Raw genomic sequence first — 20109 nt, 5'->3', positions numbered from 1 at the left:
GGGGGCTGTTCTGAATATGGTAACTATAAATTACCGCTGCCCTACTTTGAGTATTTAATTGTACCAATGGCCGAGAGGTTCAGGTTTCACCAGCACAGCCAGACGAGTTTGTATCGGTATTCCGGTGAGCTGAATTGCTGAAATAGGCTAATCAGTTTGTTCGCCAGCGAGCGCTGCTTCAGGCGAATGCACTCGCTCAGTAAAATACCTTCCAGCATTGGATGTCGCAGCAGCAATATTGTTTCTGTTTCCAGGCTGATGTTCAAATCGGTAGCGATTGATATTGAGGGCGGAGAGGGCTGCTGGTAAATCAGGCGATACAGAGATTGTGGCACAACGGCATTCACCTGACCGATGGTTGGGTAATACAGGCTGGCAATCATCAGGTGATGGCTGGCCTGAATGTTCGGGTGGCACATGCCATTAAGTATGGCGAGTCTGGTAATGCCGTTCAGCCAGCGCTGGTAATGGGTCAACAGGCTGTGATGACGTGTTTTTGTCTCTTGCATATTAAGAATCCTTGAAGGTTTACCCACCTCTGGCACCGTGCCGGACACGCGCAGCATGGTTCAGAAAGTAAAAAGGAGGTCATTGTGATACCCGGGATTGTTCTATACGGTGCTGGAGCCAGGCTTCCACTTCACTTTGCAGCCAGCGGGAGCTGCGACCAAATTTGATGGGGGGCGGAAATGCGCCGTCCTGAATCAGCTTGTAAAACCATTTGTCGGTTAATCCGGTCAATTTGGTGATAAACGCCATATCGACGAATTGATCTTTGAGCAGGCTGGGTTCGCTGGTCATGGTGGTATTCTCCGGCTGGGTGATGGATACCGGAGTCGGTGGTTATCTGATGCCCCTGCCGACTCCGCCATACCAACCGGTCTGCTGTTGGCGCAATATCATTGCCCCGGCGTGTGGCAGATAAAGGCTGATATCCCGCCAATCGACTGGTTGCAGGCACAAAACTGGATCATTGAGCATTTACAAGTCCCGCTCGTGTTGTCTGAAGGGCCGAATGTATTTATAGCGCCTGATGCAGACTCATTGAAAGGTATATCCCATTGACATATCCCAACGGCATTCTATGCTATCGGTAGTTCAATATTTATTCAGTGAGGAGGCCACCATGGAAAAAGCCACGGTATTTAAAAGCAACCGGAGCCAGGCAGTACGGCTCCCTAAAGCTGTTGCGTTACCCGATGATGTTAGGCATGTCGATATTGTCGCCATTGGCCGCACGCGTATCATTACTCCGGCAGGCGAAAGCTGGGACAGTTGGTTTGATGAAGCGGGCGTGACACCGGATTTCATGAGCACCAGAGAGCAACCGGATGAACAGATCAGGGACGATTTTTGATGTTGAAATACCTGCTTGATACCAACATTTGCATTTACACCATAAAGAACAAGCCGCAAGAGGTCAGAGAGGCGTTCCAGCGTTATTACGGGCAGTTTGCGATAAGCGCCATCACGTTGATGGAGCTTATCTATGGCGCGGAAAAGTCGGCCAATCCAGAAAAGAATCTGGCGGTAATAGAAGGATTTTCCGCACGTCTGGAAATCCAGCCCTATGGGTTTGATGCCGCCGTGCATACCGGCCAAATCCGTGCCGAGCTGGCAAAAAAAGGAACGCCAATTGGCCCGTATGATGCGATGCTGGCGGGCCATGCGCGCTCGGCAGGCTTGATACTGGTGACGAACAATGTCCGTGAGTTTGAGCGCGTGCCGGGGCTGCGTGTGGAGAACTGGCTTAACCCATAATCCGCATAGGGCTTTTACGCAAAACAGGGCTCTAATCGGGTTGGGTTAACGCTATAAAATTCAGCCTGGAAGGGATGAAAATGATTTTATTATCTTAATTATCAATTCATTGCATTTTATTTCTTTCCCTGTGAAGCACAAATAATGCTCCCTCATTTTTAGGCTGATGGTAAATGATGAGTCGTATTTTTGCTATTAAAAATGTCGTATGTTTGCTATGCTCAATAAATGTTCAAAGGAGGGGGGCATGACCATAAAAGCTCGTATTCAGTCGCGGCTGAAACGCTCGAAGCGTTATGTTTTCACTCGTGACGACTTCAAAGATCTTGCTGGCTACGATCAAGTTGGCAGGGCGCTGCGTGAATTGGTAAAAGAGGGCCAACTGCTGAAAGTCGGTTATGGCGTCTATACCAAAGCGCGGAAAAATGTGATTACGGGTAGGCTAATGCCCGCCTCTCCCGGCGGTTCTGCTGCGGTGGTGATCGAAGCGCTGGAGCGCCTGAAAGTGGACTATCGCCTGGCTGATGCAGCAAGCGCTTACAATAGCGGCAAGTCAACTCAGGTTCCGGCGTCAATCGAAATCAAAACCCCCCCACGTTTTAAGCGCGTGTTGTCAGTAGGGAATAGCAAGTTAAATGGATGAGTTAATAGCATTATTTCCTGACGTTGCTGATGCACTTGGAATTGAGTCTGTCTCTATAGTGGAGAAAGATTATTACATCGTTGAATTATTACGCCTGCTTCGGCATCTGACTTTTGATACGCATCAACTGGTTTTTGCCGGAGGTACAGCGTTATCAAAAGCAGGAATATCGTTAAACCGGATGTCAGAAGATGTAGATATTAAGCTGGTTCCTACTGCTAATTTTTTGCAACAAAGCTCAAGAAGTCAGCGTAAGAATATACGTAAAGATATCATCCGAACGATTACCGAATCGATCGTTGCTTCCAGGGTTTTTAGTTTTGACGATGACTATCCCAAAGTCACTCGCGATGAATATCGTTACAATGAAATTCCCGTGCGTTATCCGCAAATGTATTCACAAATCCCTTGCCTGCGGCCATTTATTAAACTGGAGTTAATGGAAACAGACTTGCTTGAATCATCAGAAACGCGTGATATTTGCTCATTGGTAACTGATGTCACGAAAAAAGGGGAAATGGTTCGAGCTTTTCCATGTGCCACTATAATCAGTACGCAGGCTGAAAAGCTTATCTCGATAATGCGAAGAACCGCTGCAAGTATGCGTGATTTGGAACGAGTAGAGGATGAATCACTGGTGCGCCATATCTACGACAATTTTTGTATTGTCAAAGAGAAAGGCGTTAATGCTGCCGCTTTAACCCATTTTATTCAGGAATGTATTGAGCAAGATATTGCACGTTACGGTAATCAGTATCCTGAGTTCTGCGAATCGCCTGTTGAGGAACTAAAAAGAGGGCTGGAAGAGCTGGCAAGTAATCCTGTTTATAAAATGCGCTATCAACAATTCTTAGCACCAATGGTGTTTGGTGAAATCCGCGTTTCATGGGAAGAAGCCTATTCCTGTTTTCGCCAAACCGCATTAGATGTGCTGCAATGATATCGTCAGGTGCCAATCTTTCCTTTCTAAAATATCTGTGCGGCTTCGAGTCCCAAAATTAACTATTCCGGGTGTTGGTATCTGTGTTGGTATAATACCTGAGTTCTTTGTTTAAATAATCAATAAATCATGAGGTTATATATAATGTGCGTGTCCGGCCTTCGCACTAACAGTATATAAATAGACGTCAACCGACGTCTTTTTTTATGCCTGAAATCCCCGCCATACAAGGCTTTTCCCGAGTTTTCTGTCAATCGAAGTCAATCTGATTCCACCCACAGTATAGAACCGAGTATATATGTTGGTTCGATATGGCTTATATACTCACAGCAGGATTATGGAAGGATAACCATGATGGCCCTGACAGATACCAAAGACACTTTCTTTATTCTGATAAAAATTTACTACCATAACGATAATAATAAGGTGTGTTCCTGTATTTCTGACGGGACAAAACCCCAGTATTGGTAGAACGCTTTTGCTTCATCAGATAACGCATGTACCAATAACGCTTTGTTGCCTACCTGCTGCGCGACATTGCGGGAGCGGAGTACCGCATCTTTCAGGAGCCCGGCACCGATCCCCCTGCGTTGGTCACGTTCATCAACGGCTAATCGGCCAAGTACCAGAACAGAAATGGGGTCAGGCATAGTGCGCCGGAATGCGTCCGGCGCAACCTGACGCTGACGCAAAGTATGGGTATCGGCTTGATACTTTTGGGTATCGTTTTGGCACAAAAGAAGTGAGTGCGTGTCAGGCGTAATGCCCGTCAGGTTTCACAAACGGCAGCATTCTCGTCATCATGATGTCCAGAAGAAAAGCGTTGTTACAGACATCGTTAAACGGTGTATTACCCGACATAGTGATTACCTGTACCTTAGCGGTGGTCGGAGCGATTTTTAAACAGGCTCCAGTAGCACGGAAAGGCGATCTTGAATAAGGCTAACCGATATGCTTTATATCTCCACCCGTCGGGGGAAATATGAGATACGTTTTTATCACTCACCACATGGTGCGGGTATCGTGCCTTATAGGGTTCGTCTCCTTCATCGAATTTTTTCGTGTAGCGAGGGAATTATGCGTACTGTCTCAGCCTGCCATGCCGCTTATCGGGATGACATTGCGGACCTGATAACCCGTCGTCCGGTGCCCGGTCCGGACGTGCCGCAGGTGGATCCTTTTTTGTTTCTGAATCACCACGGCCCACAAGTGTATTCACCGAATAACTCGGGGTTACCTTTCGGGCCGCATCCTCACCGTGGGTTTGAAACCGTCACGTTTATTTTGGCAGGGAGTCTGGCGCACCGTGACAGCGGTGGGCATGAAAGCATTATCAATGCAGGGGGCGTGCAGTGGATGACGGCCGGTTCCGGGCTGGTTCATTCCGAGCTGTCGCCGGAGGACTTCAAACGTCAGGGCGGCGCGATGGAGATCCTGCAATTGTGGGTGAATTTGCCCGCTCGCCTGAAAATGACGTCACCGCGTTATATCGGGCTGCAACGGGACGATATTCCCCGTGTGCCGCTGGCATCAGGGCAGGGGGAAATGCAGTTGATTGCCGGGGTGTATGCCGGGGTGACCGGCCCGATCCCATCGCTTACCGGTGTGTTTATGTCGGTGGTGCAGTTGCAACCGGGAGCAGAAGTCGTGTTACCTGCCCCGCAGGGAAACAACGTGTTCTTATACGTGGTGCGTGGCTCGGTGAGAGTCGCGGGTACTCCGGTTTCACCGTGGAATTTAGTGGAAATGCATGATGATGGCGATGCCGTTGTCATCAACGCCACGGAGGCGGCGGTGCTGCTGTTTGGGTATGCGGAACCGATAGAGGAACCCGTCGTCTCTTACGGGCCGTTCGTGATGAATACGCGTGACGAGATCCAGCAAGCGATAGCGGATTACCACGCCGGGAAGTTTGATAAGGTTTAACCCACATGACCAGTAAATTGACGAAAAAGCAGCTTGCCGCGTTGAACGATCTTAGCCGTGACACATTGCTGGAGATTGTGCTGACGCTGGCCCGTGAGCATCAACCGGCGCGAGATTTGCTGGTTAACGGCTGGTTGTCTGCGCCGGACGATGTGCTAAAACGTCTGGAGAAAGCCTATGACAAGGAGGCGAACGGCAGGCGTTTTTATGATTACTACCAGGCCGATGGTTTCTTTGCCGATCTGGAGCAGGATATCGTGGCTCCGCTCGGCAAGTTAGTTCCTGGGCATTTTTTGCGGGTTGAGGCGCTGGCCGGTCGCATGATTCTGGATTTTGAGCGGCTGTCACAGCAGGTGGATACCTCCAGCGGGAGCTGGATGGATTACCTTTCCGCCTTGTTTGAGGTGTGGATGGCTGCGCTGGCGCAGCAAAAAGAGGCGTCTCCGGCGGTGATTGCCGGGAAGATCTACGCGCTGGCGCTGGAAGATCAGTGGTTTGATTTTGAGCGGTTGGTGAACTGGCGTGGCGAGCTGGGTACCGAGACGCTGCGAGCCTTGCGCGATTTGCTGCTGAAAGACGGGCATGACGATGAAGCCTTTATCCTCAGCCTGGCTATCCGCGATGTGGCGCAGGCCAAAGCGCTGTTTGAACGGGGTAATGTCAGCGAGATAACCGCCGTGCTGCAACTGTGCGCGTTGCTGATTGATGAGCTGCGTGCACCGGAAGCGATCACCATCCTTCAGGCGCTCAAACAGCACACGCGGGAGTGGATGCTGCCTAAAAAAGAGTGGGCTACCTTGCTGGTTAACGCGTTGCTGGAAGAAGGGCGCAAAGAAGAGGCACGTCAGGTGGCGGAAGAGACGTTCCGTCAGTCGCCGGATGTCGGGTTCTGGCAGTTGTATCTGAAAGCGGGCGGCGATGCCGGGCAGGATTTTGAGCGTTACCTGTTGATGGCGATAGCGCGCGGGGTTGAGCATACGGTGCAGTTTCTGGCCGATACCGAACACTATGCCCTGATTAACGACCTGCTCACCGGCAGGAGCGAATATGTGCTGGCTTTCCCATCAACATTCCAGAGTGCGTTTTCTTTTTGGCGCACCTTGTCGTCCACGCTGAAAAAGCAGGGGTTCACGGCGGGGGCGGTGATATTGCGGCGTCGGCTGGCGGAGTCGGTCATCGGTACGGCGAAAAGCCAGTATTATGCGTCTGCCGCGTCGGACGCCAAACAAGCGATTGACTACGCCCGTGCAGCGGGTGACGCGGGCTGGCGGGAAGAGACAATCGGCTGGTTGCAGGCACTGCACCGCGAACATTTTCGTAAATATGCCTTGTGGAAGGCGATGCAGGAGAAAATCCCTGCGCTACAGGTGACGAAGCAAGGCATTACACTGGTCGATTAATGTGCCGGAGCGGTGTGGTTACCGGGTGAAGCTCCTTGCTGGCGCTTCACCCGCATTTTCCTGCCAGACAACGTTCATCAACCCGGTATACGGTTTGCAACAGCAACAGCAACAGCAACAGCGATGTACGATGTGAGATGTACCGGGGTAACGGTACATATCGGATGTATATCGGCCCGGCATGAATGCTGGCTGCCTGAGCCGTTAAAGCACGCCGGGTTGTGTGATGCGTTGTGCAGTCACGTATTTAAACCGCGTAGAGCGGGATGGGTTCCTTCGCCTGCGGCAGCGCGTGGGCGTGGCGTTCCGCCTGTTCGCACATTTCCAGCAGCGCCGGGATCAGGTGCGCGGCGGCATTCAGGCTGGCACCTAACTGGTAACGCTGTTCGGGGCCGATGTCGGCACCGTCTTGCAGCCTGTCGCCCAGTTCACTCAGCCCGTGGCACAACCCGGAAACGGATTCCGCAGCGATAGCGCCAAGGTCACAGAGCTGAACCTCATCAAGCTGGTGGAACGGCAGGCTGGCGATCAGCTCGCGGAAAAGGGTGATGCTGCTGTCAGCGGGAGTGATGTGATTATCCGTCATGATTTGTTTTCCTTGAGATTGTATCAACACGTCACCACTCAAGGGTTCCAGACCTGGTGGTGACACAGACAGGGTTGGAACCCCGGTTCTCAAGAAGACCGGTCAACCTTGCGGTTGCCCTGCCTGCATCACCGTAACGAGTGTGCACGTAGCCCCTGAAAAAACAAAGCGTTTTTCAGTCTTGAGAGTATCGGGGGTTCCAGTCCCGGCTGCGGATGTTGCCGCAGCACACACACTCTATGCCAGCCGCACACTGGGTGAAAGAGGCTGTATATATTTACAGGTTTGTTGCAGGGCGTTTTGGAATGCCGCTCGCAAAATCAACCGGCAACCGTGCCGAAACGCTGTCGCTGGCAGGTCGTGCTCACCTTCTGCAACTCCCCATTCCCCACCCATTTTTCCCTATTTGTCGCCGGAGGGATTTTCCCGTGCCGAATTATGGTGTGAAGACATCTATCTGTCGGGGGAAACACCATGAAAGGCTACCATTTAAAAGAGCAACACCGCCGGAAATCCTGGGTGCGTGATACGAATACGGATGCCGAGGCGGCGTTACTGAACTATCTGCCCGAGCTATTGAACACATTGAGGCTGACAATGCCGGTGTCGCCGTCGGTGATGACGCGCGACATTGAGGGGGAAACCTTTTTCGATATTCTCTATCGGTGCGATTTTAATGCCCGACAAAACATTCATCAGATTGAGAAGATCTTCTCCGTCAAAGAAGCGTTTACGCCGGAGTGGGTGCCAGGGGCCGATCTGGCGCTGCCGGTGATCGCTAAAGAAAACCACGTATTACCGGATAGCCATTACCTTCTGCTGGGGCTGGATTTATTTGCCGCTGTCGAGCAGGGCGAGCTTCGCCTTTCGCCGCAAGGCTGGGGAGATAATCACCTGACGGGTAAGGATATGTCGGCAAGCGAGTTTCTGGAACTGAAACCGCGGCCTGCCTGCCTTTATGCCGGCGTGTTGCACGGGCACGCCGGGCAGCCATTGTCGCCGCCGCAACTGCTGGGATGGCTGGAACTGATGCGTCAGGCGCACGGCCAGCCGTCCTCGACGATGGTGCTACTTGCGCCGGTGGCTGAAGCGTCCGGCTTTATCGGTTGGTTCGGTTTGTATCAGCGTAACGGGGGGACGGGAAAGGTGTTGCAGTGGCAAAGCCTGCCTTCATTGGTACAAGACGAACATTTCTGGGAAGCAATGAAGGAAACCGGGCTGGCGCACAACGTGTATGTCAGCAATATGGGCACCGATACCGCTTATCGGGGTAACTAGTTTTCCTGCCTGGCTGGCTCTTTTAGGTTGTGTAGGTCAGCACTGGAGATTGAATAGCGACGCGGCGGGGTGGCCGCGTCAGAATACCTTTATATCTGATACAAAAAGCGACACAACTGCAACGCCATAAAAATCATGTAGCAGCCGATCAGGCTGTCGATGATGCGCCAGGTGAGCGGCCTGGCGAAATAACGCGAGCAGGCGGCGGCCGTGTAACCGATGGTGTAGAACCAGATAAACGACGCGCTGATGGAGCCGGCCAGATAAAACAGTTTCAGGTCGGCGGCGATGCCGGAAGAAATACCGCCGATGATGGCGACCGTATCCAGATAGACATGCGGATTCAGCAGACTGACCGCCAGACTGGCGCCGATCACCGTGCGCCGGCGGCGCAGGCCGTCGCCCTCGGGCAGCGTCAACTGGTTGTTGCCGCGCCAGGCGCTTTTCAGCGCGTTGTAACCGTACCACAGCAAAAACAGCACCCCGGCCAGCGTCAGCGCCGTGATCGCCGGTTTACTGTCGTTGATGATTTTCCCCAGGCCCAGCACGCCAAGCGTCATCAGCGCCATATCACATAAAAAGCACACCGAACTGACCCAGAACACATGCTCCCGGCGCATCCCCTGACGCAACACGAAGGAATTTTGCGCACCGATCGCGACGATCAAACCGGCACTGGTCATAAAACCGGTAATAAAAATAGGTAACGGCATGGGCTCTCTTTTATCACGAATAAATTTGAAAAAATAAATAATAACAATGGGTTGAGCGGTTTTTCCGCCCAGTCCTTTGTTGGGTGTGGATAATGGATAAATTTCGGCGATAAGGCCAATGAATAGATTTAATCTGTAATTAGTATTTTTAATGAAAGGAGACTATAGCCATGATGATAATGAATGTCTGAGATTATTATGAACACTGATCCTTTAGATGATGTAACCCTGATATGTTTATCTCAGCAGAGTAATCTCCTGCACAAACCCATTCTTCTATACGTTCAGAAATATCCTGTTCTGAAAGTTTGTATCGGCCACGAATAGCACATTCCCATATAAGTAAAATGCTCCATCCATCGGAAATTAATTTCTGATTATTCTCTTTGTCTCTTGTGACGTTTTGATTTATTTTTTTTAACCAAAACTCGGTTCTGGTTGCGGGAACTTTGAAAAGATGACAATTATGATGATGCCAGAAGCAGCCATGAGTAAAAATGACTTTTCTATATTCATCGATGACAAAGTCAGGTTTTCCTGGCATGTTTTTTACCTGGGTTCGAAATTCGAACCCAAGTTGATCGAGTATGCTGGAGATTTTTAATTCAATGGCTGTGTCATGATTACCGATCGCTTTCATGTTTTTTCTGCGAATCTCTGGTTTATGCACATCAGCCATGATTTATTAAATCTCCTTTTTTTCTTTAACTTCTATAGCCTTTTCGATATATGGTTTTAGCAGTTTAGCTACAGCCGAGAACACGGGGACGACAACAGAATTACCGAATTGACGATATGCCTGTGTATCAGATACAGGGATTTTAAATTCAGCCTGCCTAGGTTTCTCAAAACCCATGAGGCGAGCACACTCCCTTGGGGTTAAACGACGGGGACGTTTTTCCTGATTCAGACTGTTATCGAAATCTTTTTCGCCAAGGTCTTTATCCCATCCTCTGTCTATGAGAATTTCTGAACCGTCTTTGTGGTAACGTGCTGATAACGTTCGTGTTGTACTATCCTGTTCGTGAGGATTTACAAGGCCGAAACCAAAACCGTTTCCTTTAGCCTGATGTTTTTTGGCATAGTTATAGAGATATTTCCATAGTAATGGCGTTAGTATATATTTTTTATCTATGTCATCGTCTAATAATCCGGATAATACTGGTCTGTTCTCCGGTATATATTTTTTAATATCTTTTAATGTGAAGTTATGATGAATATTCAGATCTTTTCTAAATCCAACTAATACAATACGTTCTCTGTGTTGAGGAAGAAAGTGTTTTCCATCAATAATCTTAGGATCATCAGAGCCTACATGCTCTGAGTCAGCTACAATATAACCGAGCTCGTCCAGCGTTTCCATGATAATGCGGAATGTTTTCCCTTTGTCGTGACTCTTTAAGTTTTTTACATTTTCAAGCAGGAATATCGCTGGTTTTTTAGACGCAATAATACGGGCAACATCAAAAAAGAGAGTGCCTTGTGTTTCACATTCGAATCCGTGCGCTCTGCCCAGTGAATTTTTCTTCGACACGCCTGCGAGAGAAAATGGCTGACATGGGAATCCGGCAAGAAGAACATCATGGTCAGGGATTTTCTGATCTATGTTTTTATAGGCTTGTTGTTCGCTTATCGTTTGATCATTACTCAATGTGATCTCACGAATATCCTCATTAAATATATGTTTTTCCGGGTTGCAGAACCAGTTTGCTTTGTAAGTCCTTACCGCCTCTTTGTTCCATTCGCTGGTAAAAACACATTCTCCTCCAATCTCTTCAAAGCCTTTTCTGATACCGCCAATCCCAGCGAAGAGATCGATAAAACGGAAACGATAATGCGGGTGGCACGCAGGAGGGCATGGCAGTAACTCCCTAAGTTTTATCACCTCTGCACTTGTGAATGGTTTTGGTGCTGCTTTACCGTTCAGCCATCGATTCAATGTTTCTCTGGTCCAGTCGTTATGGCCCACGGATCGCAGAACTGAGGCTATATATTTTTGGTCATATATTTCAACAAGATAGTTGATAAGGGTTTTATCTTCTTGAAGCTTTTTTATCTGATCACGCTCGTTTTTTTCAATGAGTAGTTCTTGTGTAACCAATTCCAGCTGACTCATAACATTATGCCGTTTTAAAAGGGAATCTTGAGTGACAGCTTATCACTCAATTGACCCAGAGGAAAGGTCATAAGGTGTATGGATATACAGTTTTGGATGTTGTTATGGAAAAATGCTGAAAGATGTGCAGTAATAACAAAGTTTATGTGAAATAGTACGCAATTTAAAAATAGTCAATGTATTATATACAAAATCATTACATAATGAATTAGCGTGGTTACTTTTTAAAAGGTTTTATTATGGATAAAAAAATAAATATATTATCTGATTTGATGATAAAAAATGGCGCTAAAAGAATTATTATAAAACGTTTGTCTAATAATGATAACTCAAAACAGCAAATATATTTGGGGTCTGACTTTAGTGTTATAAAAAGTCTTCCTATTGGTAATATAGTTAGTTGCGGCATGTCTAAAAAAGGTGCAATATTTAAGGCTCCGATTGATTGGTTTTGGCTTTCATTTGATGGCAATAAAGAGCAAGCCAATGGAGCTCAGGTCATTTTATATCCTAAATATCCCGAAATTAGATTATCTGGTCTTATAAAGGGTTGTTCTATAGCACCATCTCATCTTCTTCAACCTCCGACAAAAGAGGAGAGAGAAGAAAGAATGGGGGTTAGCCGTTATCTCATTATAGGTATTAGTGATGGAGCTGTTTTTTCTTATATTAGTTCATGGGGAGATGAGCTTTCTTGTGAAATAGATGTAATTGCGGGAAATGAGGGGATTAAGCCTGTCTTTTCTGTTTTCTATGAGTATTATCATGAGCTGGAAAATAGTGAAGAAATTCTTCTGAGAAAACTAAAGGAGATTCATGATCTTGGATTTGTAGCATCTCAGCGCTTAAATAAAAAAGGAGAAATCATTGCCTACAAAGCAAAAAATGGTGCAGGATTTACTTTGGAGAGTTTATTTAATATAAAACCGAATGGTAGCTCTGAGCCCGATTTTATGGGGTGGGAACTAAAAGCCCATAGTGGTAGTGTTGTCACATTAATGACTCCAGAGCCCGATGCTGGACTGTATGTGGAAAACATTCATAATTTTATGAGTAATTATCATACTAATCAGAAACCAGATCGTGTTGACTTTGCCAGTATACATAGGATGTCTGTTTATAATGAGAAAACAGGGCTTATGTTGAACCTTGAGGGATATGATTTCAGAAAGCAGGAAATTATTGATCCTGATGGTGGGTTATTCCTTCGGGATAGTGATGGAGAGATTGCTGCGGGATGGAGCTTCAGTAAAATTCTTGATCACTGGAAAAGAAAACACAGCAAAACATGTTTTGTTCACTATCGTGTAAAAAAGGATGAACATCCTTCATATCTTTTTGGACCTCAGATAACTCTTGCAGATGGAAATGATATAAAAAAATTTATGTCAGCATTGTCTGCAAGCAAAGTTTATTATGACCCCGCTATTAATATCAAATATAACAATGAAAAGAAAAAGATTAAAAAACGGAATCAGTTCAGAATGAAATGGAAAGATGTGGGAGAAGTTTATGACCATATCGTAAATTTAAAGATTTCTGATATTGACTAAGCGATTGCGGCGAAGGGCAACAGTATGAAGCTCGATTTGCCGAGCGTATCAATTGCACCCCCCAGCTAAACCCAGTAGGGTAACGGGTACAAAAAACGTGCGGCGTGTGGCCTGCCGTACATTCCACGTCTTTCATCTTCGGACATGATTTTGAACGCTGCTGTTACCTCTCAGAGTGCGGGATCCGCTGTCGACGGATTACCGATGCCGGCGCGTCTTGGCGCCATTTTCGCGATTGCATTCGGCATTGCCATGGCGGTGTTGGACGGCGCAATCGTCAACGTGGCGCTGCCTACCATCGCCGCAGATTTCAACACCAGCCCGGCGTCTTCGATCTGGATCGTCAATGCGTATCAACTGGCGATTACCATGACGTTGCTGTCGTTGTCGTCGCTGGGCGATATCGTCGGTTACCGCCGGGTCTATTTGGTGGGGCTGGTGCTGTTTACGCTGATGTCATTTGTCTGCGCATTGTCGGATTCACTGACGACGCTGACGCTGGCGCGCATTCTGCAAGGGCTGGCGGCGGCGGCGCTGATGAGCGTCAACACGGCGTTGATTCGGCTGATTTACCCCAAAGATCGGCTGGGGCGCGGTATGGCGATCAACTCGCTGGTGGTGGCGGTTTCCACCGCCGCCGGGCCGACCATCGCCGCCGGGATTCTGGGGGTGGCGTCGTGGCAGTGGTTGTTTGCGATTAATGTGCCGTTCGGCCTGGCCGCGATGGCTCTGGGCTGGCGTTTCCTGCCGCATAACGACGGGGTGAGGGCACAGCGCTTCGACGCGCCGAGTGCGCTGCTGAATGCGCTGACCTTCGGGTTGTTTTTTATTGCGCTGGGTGGCGTCGCCCATGGTCAAAGCGTGTGGATGGTGCTGGGCGAACTGGCGCTCACCGTGCTGATCGGCGGCTATTTTTTCCGGCGGCAGTTGAATCAGCCTTATCCGCTGTTGCCGGTGGATCTGCTGCGTATTCCGGTGTTTGCGCTGTCGGTAGGGACTTCGGTCAGTTCGTTCTGCGCGCAGATGCTGGCGATGGTGTCGCTGCCGTTCTATTTCCAGAGCGTATTGGGGATGAATGAAATCGAAACCGGCCTGCTGCTGACGCCCTGGCCGCTGGCGATCATGGCGGTAGCTCCGCTGGCCGGGCGCTGGCTGGAACGCGTCAACGCCGGAATATTGTGCACCATCGGGCTGTCGTTGTTCGCGCTGGGGCTGTTCTCGCTGGCCTGGCTGCCGGCTTCGCCGGGTTATCTGGATATTTGCCTGCGTATGGTGTTGTGCGGCATCGGTTTTGGGCTGTTCCAGTCGCCGAACAATCACACCATTATCAGCGCGGCACCCCGTCATCGCAGCGGCGGGGCCAGCGGTATGCTGGGCACCGCCCGGTTGGTGGGCCAGACCGCCGGAGCGGCGCTGGTGGCGCTGATGTTCAACCTGTTCGGCGGGCAAGGCACCGATGCTGCGCTGATTACTGCCGGGGTCTTTGCTGCGCTGGCGGCGGTGGTCAGCGGTCAGCGGATTTCCCGTCTATCATCGCGTTAATCGGGAATGCGGCCGTTCAGTTGTGCTGAAACGGCCTGACCTTGCGTTGGGAATAAAATCACGATGACATACGAGCGTGTAGTTGAGTAATGAACCGCTGCACCCAGGGAGAGGCCTGTTGTACTCTGACAGGATCAATGAGCGCCAGTAAGGTGAACGAGTGCGCGCCTTTGCCGTAGCGACCTTTGGTTGTGCTGCGGGTCGCGTTTTCAAGCATGTCGTAAACCTGCGGTTTAGCGATGCGTTCGACATTCCCTTGAGGTAAGAGGCTTGTTCGAAAGCCCTGACCAAAAAACGACGCCAACGTGGTACTGTCGGCAATCAGCCAGCTTTCCATACACTGTGTCATCAGATGACATTGTTGGTCATCCGATCCAGCCGGTTTTTCCCAGCCATCACCCTGTCGTTGTCTGAGATGCAGCCAAGGCTGCCACTGGTCTGGGTCGGTATTCTGCTGTGCTACTGCGGTGACGGGCTCTTCACTATCCACCAGCAACATGGCGGGGGTTCCCTGACGGATAGCGATACAGAACGAATCGTAAGCATCACGTCGGCTACCGCACGCGATGATTCTGGGCATGGAGCCTGTCAGCCCCGCTTTTTTCAGAAATTCGGCAAATCCTCTACGGCATTCTGCTCTCAGACTATTGGTATCACCGCCGCCTTCGACATAAACGTTCACCAGCGTGTCCCTCCGATATCACCACGCGTCCACAGTTGCCCCAGCCGATAGTTTTCGAGCCAGGGTTTAAGGTTTTCGGCATCCAGCCTCGTCATCGTGGTGCCTTCCGGCGTTTTTTCTGCAACCAGCACTGCATCGGGTTGATCGCTCATGGCATCAACCAGTGCATCGGAGTGAGTTGTGACGATCAATTGTGTACGGTTGCTCGCTTCTTTCAGCAGCGCTCCCAGCGTGGGGAGCACATCCGGATGTAAGCCCAGCTCGGGTTCTTCAAGGCAAATCAATGGGGGGGGATTGGGGTGACACAATACGGCCAGCAAACATAAATAGCGCAATGTGCCGTCAGACAACCGCGTGGCAGGAATGGTAAATCTCCCTTCATGGAAAAAGACCTGAACCGTGCCCCCTTCGATCTGTACGTCGTAATCATCAATACCGTCATAAAGCGCCTGTAGTGCTTTCAATAATTGCTGTTTGACCGGAGGATCACGACGCAGGCGGTTCAGCACTAACCCCAGATTGGTGCAAGTGGATTCCAGATGATCATTGGGCAGATCGGCTTTTTGTGGCTGACGTGGCGGCGTATAGCGACCGAAGCTCCACTCACGATACAAACGAATTCGGGCAAATTCCTGAGCCAGATAGGTAATTTCCGGATATTGGTCAGGATCCCGGCGTTGAGCCAGAATCGATTTTTCCAGATCGATATCTTCCAGTTGCAGTGCCCTTTTCTTGTTTTTCACATTCAATGTGGGCCGGGCATTATTGAAATGGTAGTAAAAATAGGGTTCAGGATGCCCGTCAGCGGGGTGTTCGTTTTCAATCCGCTCATCCACCATTTCAAAACGCTGGGCAACCTCCGTAAAAGAAAGCTGATAGCGCAAAGATTGCGGCCCTTTGGGATTGGTGAATACGGCATTTAGTGTAGCGGTAGGCTTGCCCTGACCACCTTTCCATAGCCAGTCGCTGACTCCACCACCATCCCTTATCGGCGTAATCAGTTTATCGGGGGCATTACGTAATAACTCGATGGCCTCCAGCAAATTGGATTTACCCGAACCGTTAGGGCCAACAATGACATTGAGTGCTTTAAGTTCGATAGGCTGAGTTGACGCGCCAAAACTCAGAAAGTTGGTGAGCTGGATGGATTTAATCATGTCACTTTTTCCACAATGCATTTCTCTGCATGTTAACGCGCCAGTCGTGTGTATTCAAAAATATGGATGTATGAAAAACACTGGCGCGAAAGCGCTTTACACTTTGCCTGTTCTTACCGGTGTCAGCTCGCCACCATCACCGTCACCCCCAGCGCTTCGAACGCGCTGACGGCCTCCTGGCTGATGCCGGCGTCGGTAATCAGGTAGTGGATGTTGCTCCAGTCGCACGGCAGGGCAAACATCGACACCTTGCCTATCTTGCTGGAATCCGCCACCACATAGACCGTCCTGGCGGAGCGGATCATCGCGCTTTTGACCTTGATATCGGTCTCACTGGGGAAGCTCAGCCCCATGCGCGGGGAGATGGCGGCGGTGGCGAGGAACAGTTTTTCGGCCAAAACGTTTTCGAAAAAGCTGGCGGCCTTTTCACCCGAAGTGGACAGGGTGGGGAATTTAAAGGTGCCGCCGGTCAGCAGAATGTTGATGCCGGGTTCGCCGCCCAGTTTGAGCGCGATATTGACCGCGGTGGTAATCACCGACAGCCGGTGAATATCCGTCAGGTGTTCGACGATCGCGGTAGTGGTGGTGCCGGAATCGAAAATCACCGTGTCGCCGTTTTCGATCTGTGTGGCGGCCAGCCGGCCGATGGCGTCTTTCTCTGACAGATTGATCTGCCGTTCCAGCAGCAAGGCGCCGGTGTTCTGCTTGCCGGTCACCAGCGTAGCCCCGCCGTAATAACGCTGAACGTAACCCTCTTTTTGTAATTCGCGCAGATCGGTGCGGATGGTGGCTTCGGTCAGCCCGAAGGTTTCGGTCAACATTTTCACGGTGACGGTGCCGTCTTCGCGCACCATCTCCAGAATTTTTTCCCTGCGTTGCTGCATATCCGCCAGTTGTTCACTTTTGCTTTTCAATCGAAACTCTCCTGTACCGAAACTGATGACGATGTTCCGCCGTCAACCCGCTAATTGACAGCAAGTTTACCCTTCGCCCGCCCGGAATGCGAGGTGAAGGCGGCGAAAAAGCATGGACATTTTCGCTGATCCCGCGAGGTGATCCCCCTGTTCTTCCGCCGTTCACGCCTGCCGTGTGCGCCTTCTTGCCAGATCACGCTGTTCTTATCATGGTGTTATTTTGATCTGCTTTTGTTTGATATTTGATCTCGTCCACAGAATAGGCTAAATAGAGAGTGTATGTTTTCGATCGAAAATCAATTGAAAATGATCGGGAGCGATTCGTCAGCGATCAGGAGGTAAGGGTGGACGTACAGACAATCAGACAGACAGCGCGACAAGCCCGGCGCTATGTGTTGCAGATGAATCATCGGGCGGGCAAAGGGCACACCGGCGCGGACCTGTCGGAGGTGGACATTATCTGCACCCTGTTTATGGCGGTGATGGATCGTTCGCAGGCGCGGCCGAATCAGGATCGTTTCATTTTATCGAAGGGCCACGGCGCGGGCGGGTTGTACTGTAGCGCCGCGGCGATGGGGCTGATTGACCCGGCGATACTGGATCAGTTTATGGGCGACGACACGCTGCTGGCCGGCCATCCGATTCACCAGAAGCTGCCGGATCTGGTGGAGATTAACTCCGGAGCGTTGGGGCATGGGCTGTCGATCGGCGCCGGGCTGGCGCTGGGTAACAAACTGGCAAACCGTACGCATCGCCGCGTTTTTGTGCTGATGGGCGACGGCGAACTGGCGGAAGGCTCCAACTGGGAAGCGGCGATGGCCGCCAGCAAATTCCGGCTGGATAACCTGGTGGCCATTGTCGATCGAAACCGTCTGCAACTGGCGGGCAAAACCGAAGACATCATGCCGCTGGAGCCGCTGGCGGATAAATGGCGCGCTTTCGGCTTCGAGGTCATCGAGTGCGATGGCCATGACCCGGCGGCCATCATCGACGCGGTAAACGCGCCAACCGTTGGCAAGCCGCGGGTGATCCTCGCCAATACCGAAAAAGGACACGGCATTTCGTTTATGGCGAATGTTCCGGCCTGGCACCACGCGGTGCCGAATGATCAACAGCTGGCGCAGGGGCTGGCGGAGCTGGAGGAGTGATGATGCAAGACTTACGTGATGCGGTAGTCGCCGCGCTGCTCGAAGAGCAAAACGCGGGTGCTAATTTGTGCGTCGTGGTGGCGGATTCCACCTCCACATCGAAAATCGCACCGTTCGAGAAAGCGTTTCCCGAACGGGTGGTGAACGTCGGGATTGCCGAGCAAAACATGGTGGGGATGGCGACGGGCCTGTCGCTGAGCGGCCCGACGGTCTTTACCGCTAATGCGGCGCCGTTTTTGCTGGCGCGTTCTAACGAACAGGTGAAGAACGATATCTGTTATACCGACGCCAACGTCAAAATGCTGGGGCTGAACGCCGGGTTTGCTTACGGCCCGCTGGGGGCGACCCACCACTGCATGAACGATATCGCGATTGCCCGTTCGTTCGGCAATCTGCAGATATTCGCCCCGGCGGATGCGGTGCAGGCCAGCGCGATCGCACGCTATGCCATTCATCATCGCGGGCCGGTGTATATCCGTATGGACAGCGACAAAGTACCGGTGCTGCATGAACCTGGCTGGTCGCTGACGCCGGGCAAGCCGGAGGTGGTGCAGCAGGGGAGCGATGTGGTGGTGTTTTGCCTCGGCACCCTTGTCCATGAGGCGCTGGCCGCTGCGACGGACGCCACCATCGTGTCCTTACCTTCACTGTGGCCTTTGGATGAAATGTCACTGTTAGAAATTATTAGTCAACACCAGTATGTGATCTCGATGGAAGAACACGTACTCAGTGGTGGCCTTGGCAGCATCATTGGTGAATTGTTGCACAAACACCATTTGAGGCAGCGTTTCATTTCACTGGGTGTCCCGCCTTATGAGTTTACCCATAGCAGCAGCCGCAGCGCATTGCGGCGTCAGTTCCACATCGATGCTGCCGGACTGCGCTTAACCCTGGAACAGCTTGCGTTACGCACCACTGCCTGAGGAGAACAACCTGATGAGTCATGACAACGAGTATGACGTGAATTTGCGTTATGGCGTGGATACCGGGCTCAGCCTGAACGACAAGGTGGCGGTGGTCACCGGTGGGCTGGGCGGTATCGCCATGGCGAGCAACGAGATGTTGCTGGAAAAAGGCGCGCGTCTGGCGCTGCTGTATCCCGCGTTTGAACGTGACAAGGCGGCGCAGGCCGCCGAACAGTTTGACCCGACGCGGGTGCTGTTGATCGAGTGCGACGTCACTGCGCCCGCCGAGGTGGAAAACGCGTTTGCCACCGTCGCGGCGCACTACGGCCAGATAGACATCCTGGTTAACTGCGCCGGCTACGTGATGCTGCAACCGGTGCTGGAAACCGATTTCGACGAATGGCAAAAGCAGATTGCCGTCAACCTGACCGGCCCGTTCCTGTGCTCGCAGGCGGCGGCGCGCCACATGGTGGCTGCCGGTCGCGGCGGCAAGATTATCAATATTGCCTCGCAAGCGGCGTCTATCGCTATCGATAACCACGTCGCCTACACCTCCGCCAAAGCGGGGTTGCTGGGAATGACCAAAGTGATGGCGAAAGAGCTGGCACCGCACCACATCAACGTCAACACGCTGTCGCCGACGGTGGTGCTGACGCCGATGGGCGAGAAAGCCTGGCGCGGCGAGAAGGGCGAAGCGATGAAGAAGCTGATCCCACTTGGGCGCTTTGCCTACACCGATGAAATCGCCGCCGCGGTGCTGTTTTTCGCCAGTAACGGCAGCGACATGATCACCGGCGCGGATTTGATGATCGACGGCGGGTTCACCATCTGGTGATGGCCGAAGC

The 20109-nt window shown here is 51.0% G+C and carries 22 protein-coding genes; 12 read left to right on the top strand and 10 right to left on the bottom strand.

Translation table 11 applies throughout. From position 1 onward, the window contains the following. Positions 1–86 precede the first annotated feature (86 nt). Positions 87–509 carry a hypothetical protein gene (locus DCH402_RS18295; protein WP_040003733.1) on the bottom strand — a complete coding sequence of 141 codons (423 nt, stop codon included), beginning with the start codon at positions 507–509 and terminating at the stop codon, positions 87–89. A gap of 79 nt (positions 510–588) precedes the next feature. Beyond that, on the bottom strand, positions 589–801 hold the full coding sequence (locus DCH402_RS18290) for a helix-turn-helix transcriptional regulator (protein ID WP_040002675.1): 213 nt from the start codon (positions 799–801) through the stop codon (positions 589–591). Between the two features lie 325 nt (positions 802–1126). On the opposite strand from DCH402_RS18290, the gene vapB reads away from it, so the two are divergent. The 4 genes from vapB to DCH402_RS18270 all read left to right on the top strand — a co-directional run bounded on the left by vapB (position 1127) and on the right by DCH402_RS18270 (position 3344). Next, complete coding sequence (vapB, locus tag DCH402_RS18285; protein ID WP_040002673.1) at positions 1127–1357, top strand: type II toxin-antitoxin system VapB family antitoxin; 231 nt, start codon at positions 1127–1129, stop codon at positions 1355–1357. After that, the gene (gene vapC / locus DCH402_RS18280; protein ID WP_040002671.1) at positions 1357–1761 is read left to right on the top strand and encodes a type II toxin-antitoxin system tRNA(fMet)-specific endonuclease VapC; all 405 of its coding nucleotides are present in this window, start codon (positions 1357–1359) and stop codon (positions 1759–1761) included. The genes vapB and vapC overlap by 1 nt, the downstream gene beginning before the upstream one ends. A 247-nt stretch (positions 1762–2008) precedes the next feature. Next, entirely contained in the window at positions 2009–2404 is a 396-nt protein-coding gene (locus DCH402_RS18275) for a DUF6088 family protein (protein WP_033576632.1), read from the top strand. Beyond that, on the top strand, positions 2397–3344 hold the full coding sequence (locus DCH402_RS18270) for a nucleotidyl transferase AbiEii/AbiGii toxin family protein (protein WP_040002670.1): 948 nt from the start codon (positions 2397–2399) through the stop codon (positions 3342–3344). The genes DCH402_RS18275 and DCH402_RS18270 overlap by 8 nt, the downstream gene beginning before the upstream one ends. Before the next feature lie 404 nt (positions 3345–3748). Here the strand turns inward: DCH402_RS18270 and DCH402_RS18265 are convergent, their stop codons facing one another. Continuing rightward, the gene (locus DCH402_RS18265) at positions 3749–3994 is read right to left on the bottom strand and encodes a GNAT family N-acetyltransferase (RefSeq protein WP_233276300.1); all 246 of its coding nucleotides are present in this window, start codon (positions 3992–3994) and stop codon (positions 3749–3751) included. A 427-nt stretch (positions 3995–4421) separates the two neighbouring features. Between DCH402_RS18265 and DCH402_RS18260 the strand changes: the two genes are divergently transcribed. After that, a complete protein-coding gene (locus tag DCH402_RS18260) occupies positions 4422–5270 on the top strand; it encodes a pirin family protein (RefSeq protein ID WP_040002668.1) in 849 nt (282 codons plus the stop codon). Positions 5271–5275: 5 nt separating this feature from the next. Then, positions 5276–6670 (top strand): DUF6880 family protein, encoded by a 1395-nt coding sequence (locus tag DCH402_RS18255; RefSeq protein ID WP_040002667.1) that lies wholly within the window; start codon positions 5276–5278, stop codon positions 6668–6670. A gap of 247 nt (positions 6671–6917) precedes the next feature. Here the strand turns inward: DCH402_RS18255 and DCH402_RS18250 are convergent, their stop codons facing one another. Beyond that, entirely contained in the window at positions 6918–7256 is a 339-nt protein-coding gene (locus DCH402_RS18250) for a hypothetical protein (RefSeq protein ID WP_040002666.1), read from the bottom strand. A 474-nt stretch (positions 7257–7730) separates the two neighbouring features. On the opposite strand from DCH402_RS18250, the gene DCH402_RS18245 reads away from it, so the two are divergent. Beyond that, positions 7731–8534: a hypothetical protein gene (locus DCH402_RS18245; protein ID WP_040002665.1), complete on the top strand. Its 804-nt coding sequence runs from the start codon at positions 7731–7733 to the stop codon at positions 8532–8534. Between the two features lie 89 nt (positions 8535–8623). Here the strand turns inward: DCH402_RS18245 and DCH402_RS18240 are convergent, their stop codons facing one another. The 3 genes from DCH402_RS18240 to DCH402_RS18230 all read right to left on the bottom strand — a co-directional run bounded on the left by DCH402_RS18240 (position 8624) and on the right by DCH402_RS18230 (position 11363). Continuing rightward, the gene (locus DCH402_RS18240) at positions 8624–9247 is read right to left on the bottom strand and encodes a LysE/ArgO family amino acid transporter (RefSeq protein WP_040002664.1); all 624 of its coding nucleotides are present in this window, start codon (positions 9245–9247) and stop codon (positions 8624–8626) included. Between the two features lie 196 nt (positions 9248–9443). Next, on the bottom strand, positions 9444–9926 hold the full coding sequence (locus tag DCH402_RS18235; protein WP_040002663.1) for a very short patch repair endonuclease: 483 nt from the start codon (positions 9924–9926) through the stop codon (positions 9444–9446). Positions 9927–9932: 6 nt separating this feature from the next. Beyond that, positions 9933–11363 (bottom strand): DNA cytosine methyltransferase, encoded by a 1431-nt coding sequence (locus DCH402_RS18230; RefSeq protein ID WP_040002661.1) that lies wholly within the window; start codon positions 11361–11363, stop codon positions 9933–9935. A gap of 239 nt (positions 11364–11602) precedes the next feature. On the opposite strand from DCH402_RS18230, the gene DCH402_RS18225 reads away from it, so the two are divergent. Together DCH402_RS18225 and DCH402_RS18220 are read left to right on the top strand one after the other, a co-directional pair. Beyond that, positions 11603–12916: an MvaI/BcnI family restriction endonuclease gene (locus DCH402_RS18225; protein WP_152486944.1), complete on the top strand. Its 1314-nt coding sequence runs from the start codon at positions 11603–11605 to the stop codon at positions 12914–12916. A 144-nt stretch (positions 12917–13060) separates the two neighbouring features. Then, a complete protein-coding gene (locus DCH402_RS18220; protein WP_050583332.1) occupies positions 13061–14458 on the top strand; it encodes an MFS transporter in 1398 nt (465 codons plus the stop codon). A gap of 58 nt (positions 14459–14516) precedes the next feature. On the opposite strand, the gene DCH402_RS18215 is transcribed toward DCH402_RS18220, so the two are convergent. From DCH402_RS18215 to DCH402_RS18205, 3 genes are all read right to left on the bottom strand, one after another. Continuing rightward, positions 14517–15140, bottom strand: a complete 624-nt coding sequence (locus DCH402_RS18215; RefSeq protein WP_081642186.1) for a DUF4276 family protein — start codon at positions 15138–15140, stop codon at positions 14517–14519. Then, positions 15137–16297: an AAA family ATPase gene (locus DCH402_RS18210; protein WP_040002658.1), complete on the bottom strand. Its 1161-nt coding sequence runs from the start codon at positions 16295–16297 to the stop codon at positions 15137–15139. The genes DCH402_RS18215 and DCH402_RS18210 overlap by 4 nt, the downstream gene beginning before the upstream one ends. Before the next feature lie 122 nt (positions 16298–16419). Further along, a complete protein-coding gene (locus DCH402_RS18205; RefSeq protein ID WP_040002657.1) occupies positions 16420–17211 on the bottom strand; it encodes a DeoR/GlpR family DNA-binding transcription regulator in 792 nt (263 codons plus the stop codon). A 344-nt stretch (positions 17212–17555) separates the two neighbouring features. Here DCH402_RS18205 and DCH402_RS18200 point away from each other — a divergent pair, with 344 nt between their 5' ends. The 3 genes from DCH402_RS18200 to DCH402_RS18190 are packed head-to-tail and all read left to right on the top strand — an operon-like array spanning position 17556 to position 20099. Continuing rightward, positions 17556–18359: a transketolase gene (locus DCH402_RS18200; RefSeq protein ID WP_040002655.1), complete on the top strand. Its 804-nt coding sequence runs from the start codon at positions 17556–17558 to the stop codon at positions 18357–18359. After that, entirely contained in the window at positions 18359–19282 is a 924-nt protein-coding gene (locus DCH402_RS18195; protein ID WP_200864863.1) for a transketolase family protein, read from the top strand. The genes DCH402_RS18200 and DCH402_RS18195 overlap by 1 nt, the downstream gene beginning before the upstream one ends. A gap of 13 nt (positions 19283–19295) precedes the next feature. Beyond that, positions 19296–20099, top strand: coding sequence for a GolD/DthD family dehydrogenase (locus DCH402_RS18190; protein ID WP_040002653.1), 804 nt, complete (start codon positions 19296–19298; stop codon positions 20097–20099). Positions 20100–20109: the final 10 nt, after the last annotated feature.

Source organism: Dickeya chrysanthemi NCPPB 402, assembly GCF_000406105.1.
Classification (GTDB): Bacteria; Pseudomonadota; Gammaproteobacteria; order Enterobacterales; family Enterobacteriaceae; genus Dickeya; species Dickeya chrysanthemi.
Note: the sequence above shows the minus strand (reverse complement) of the source record. Positions and strands in the feature narration are given on the sequence as shown.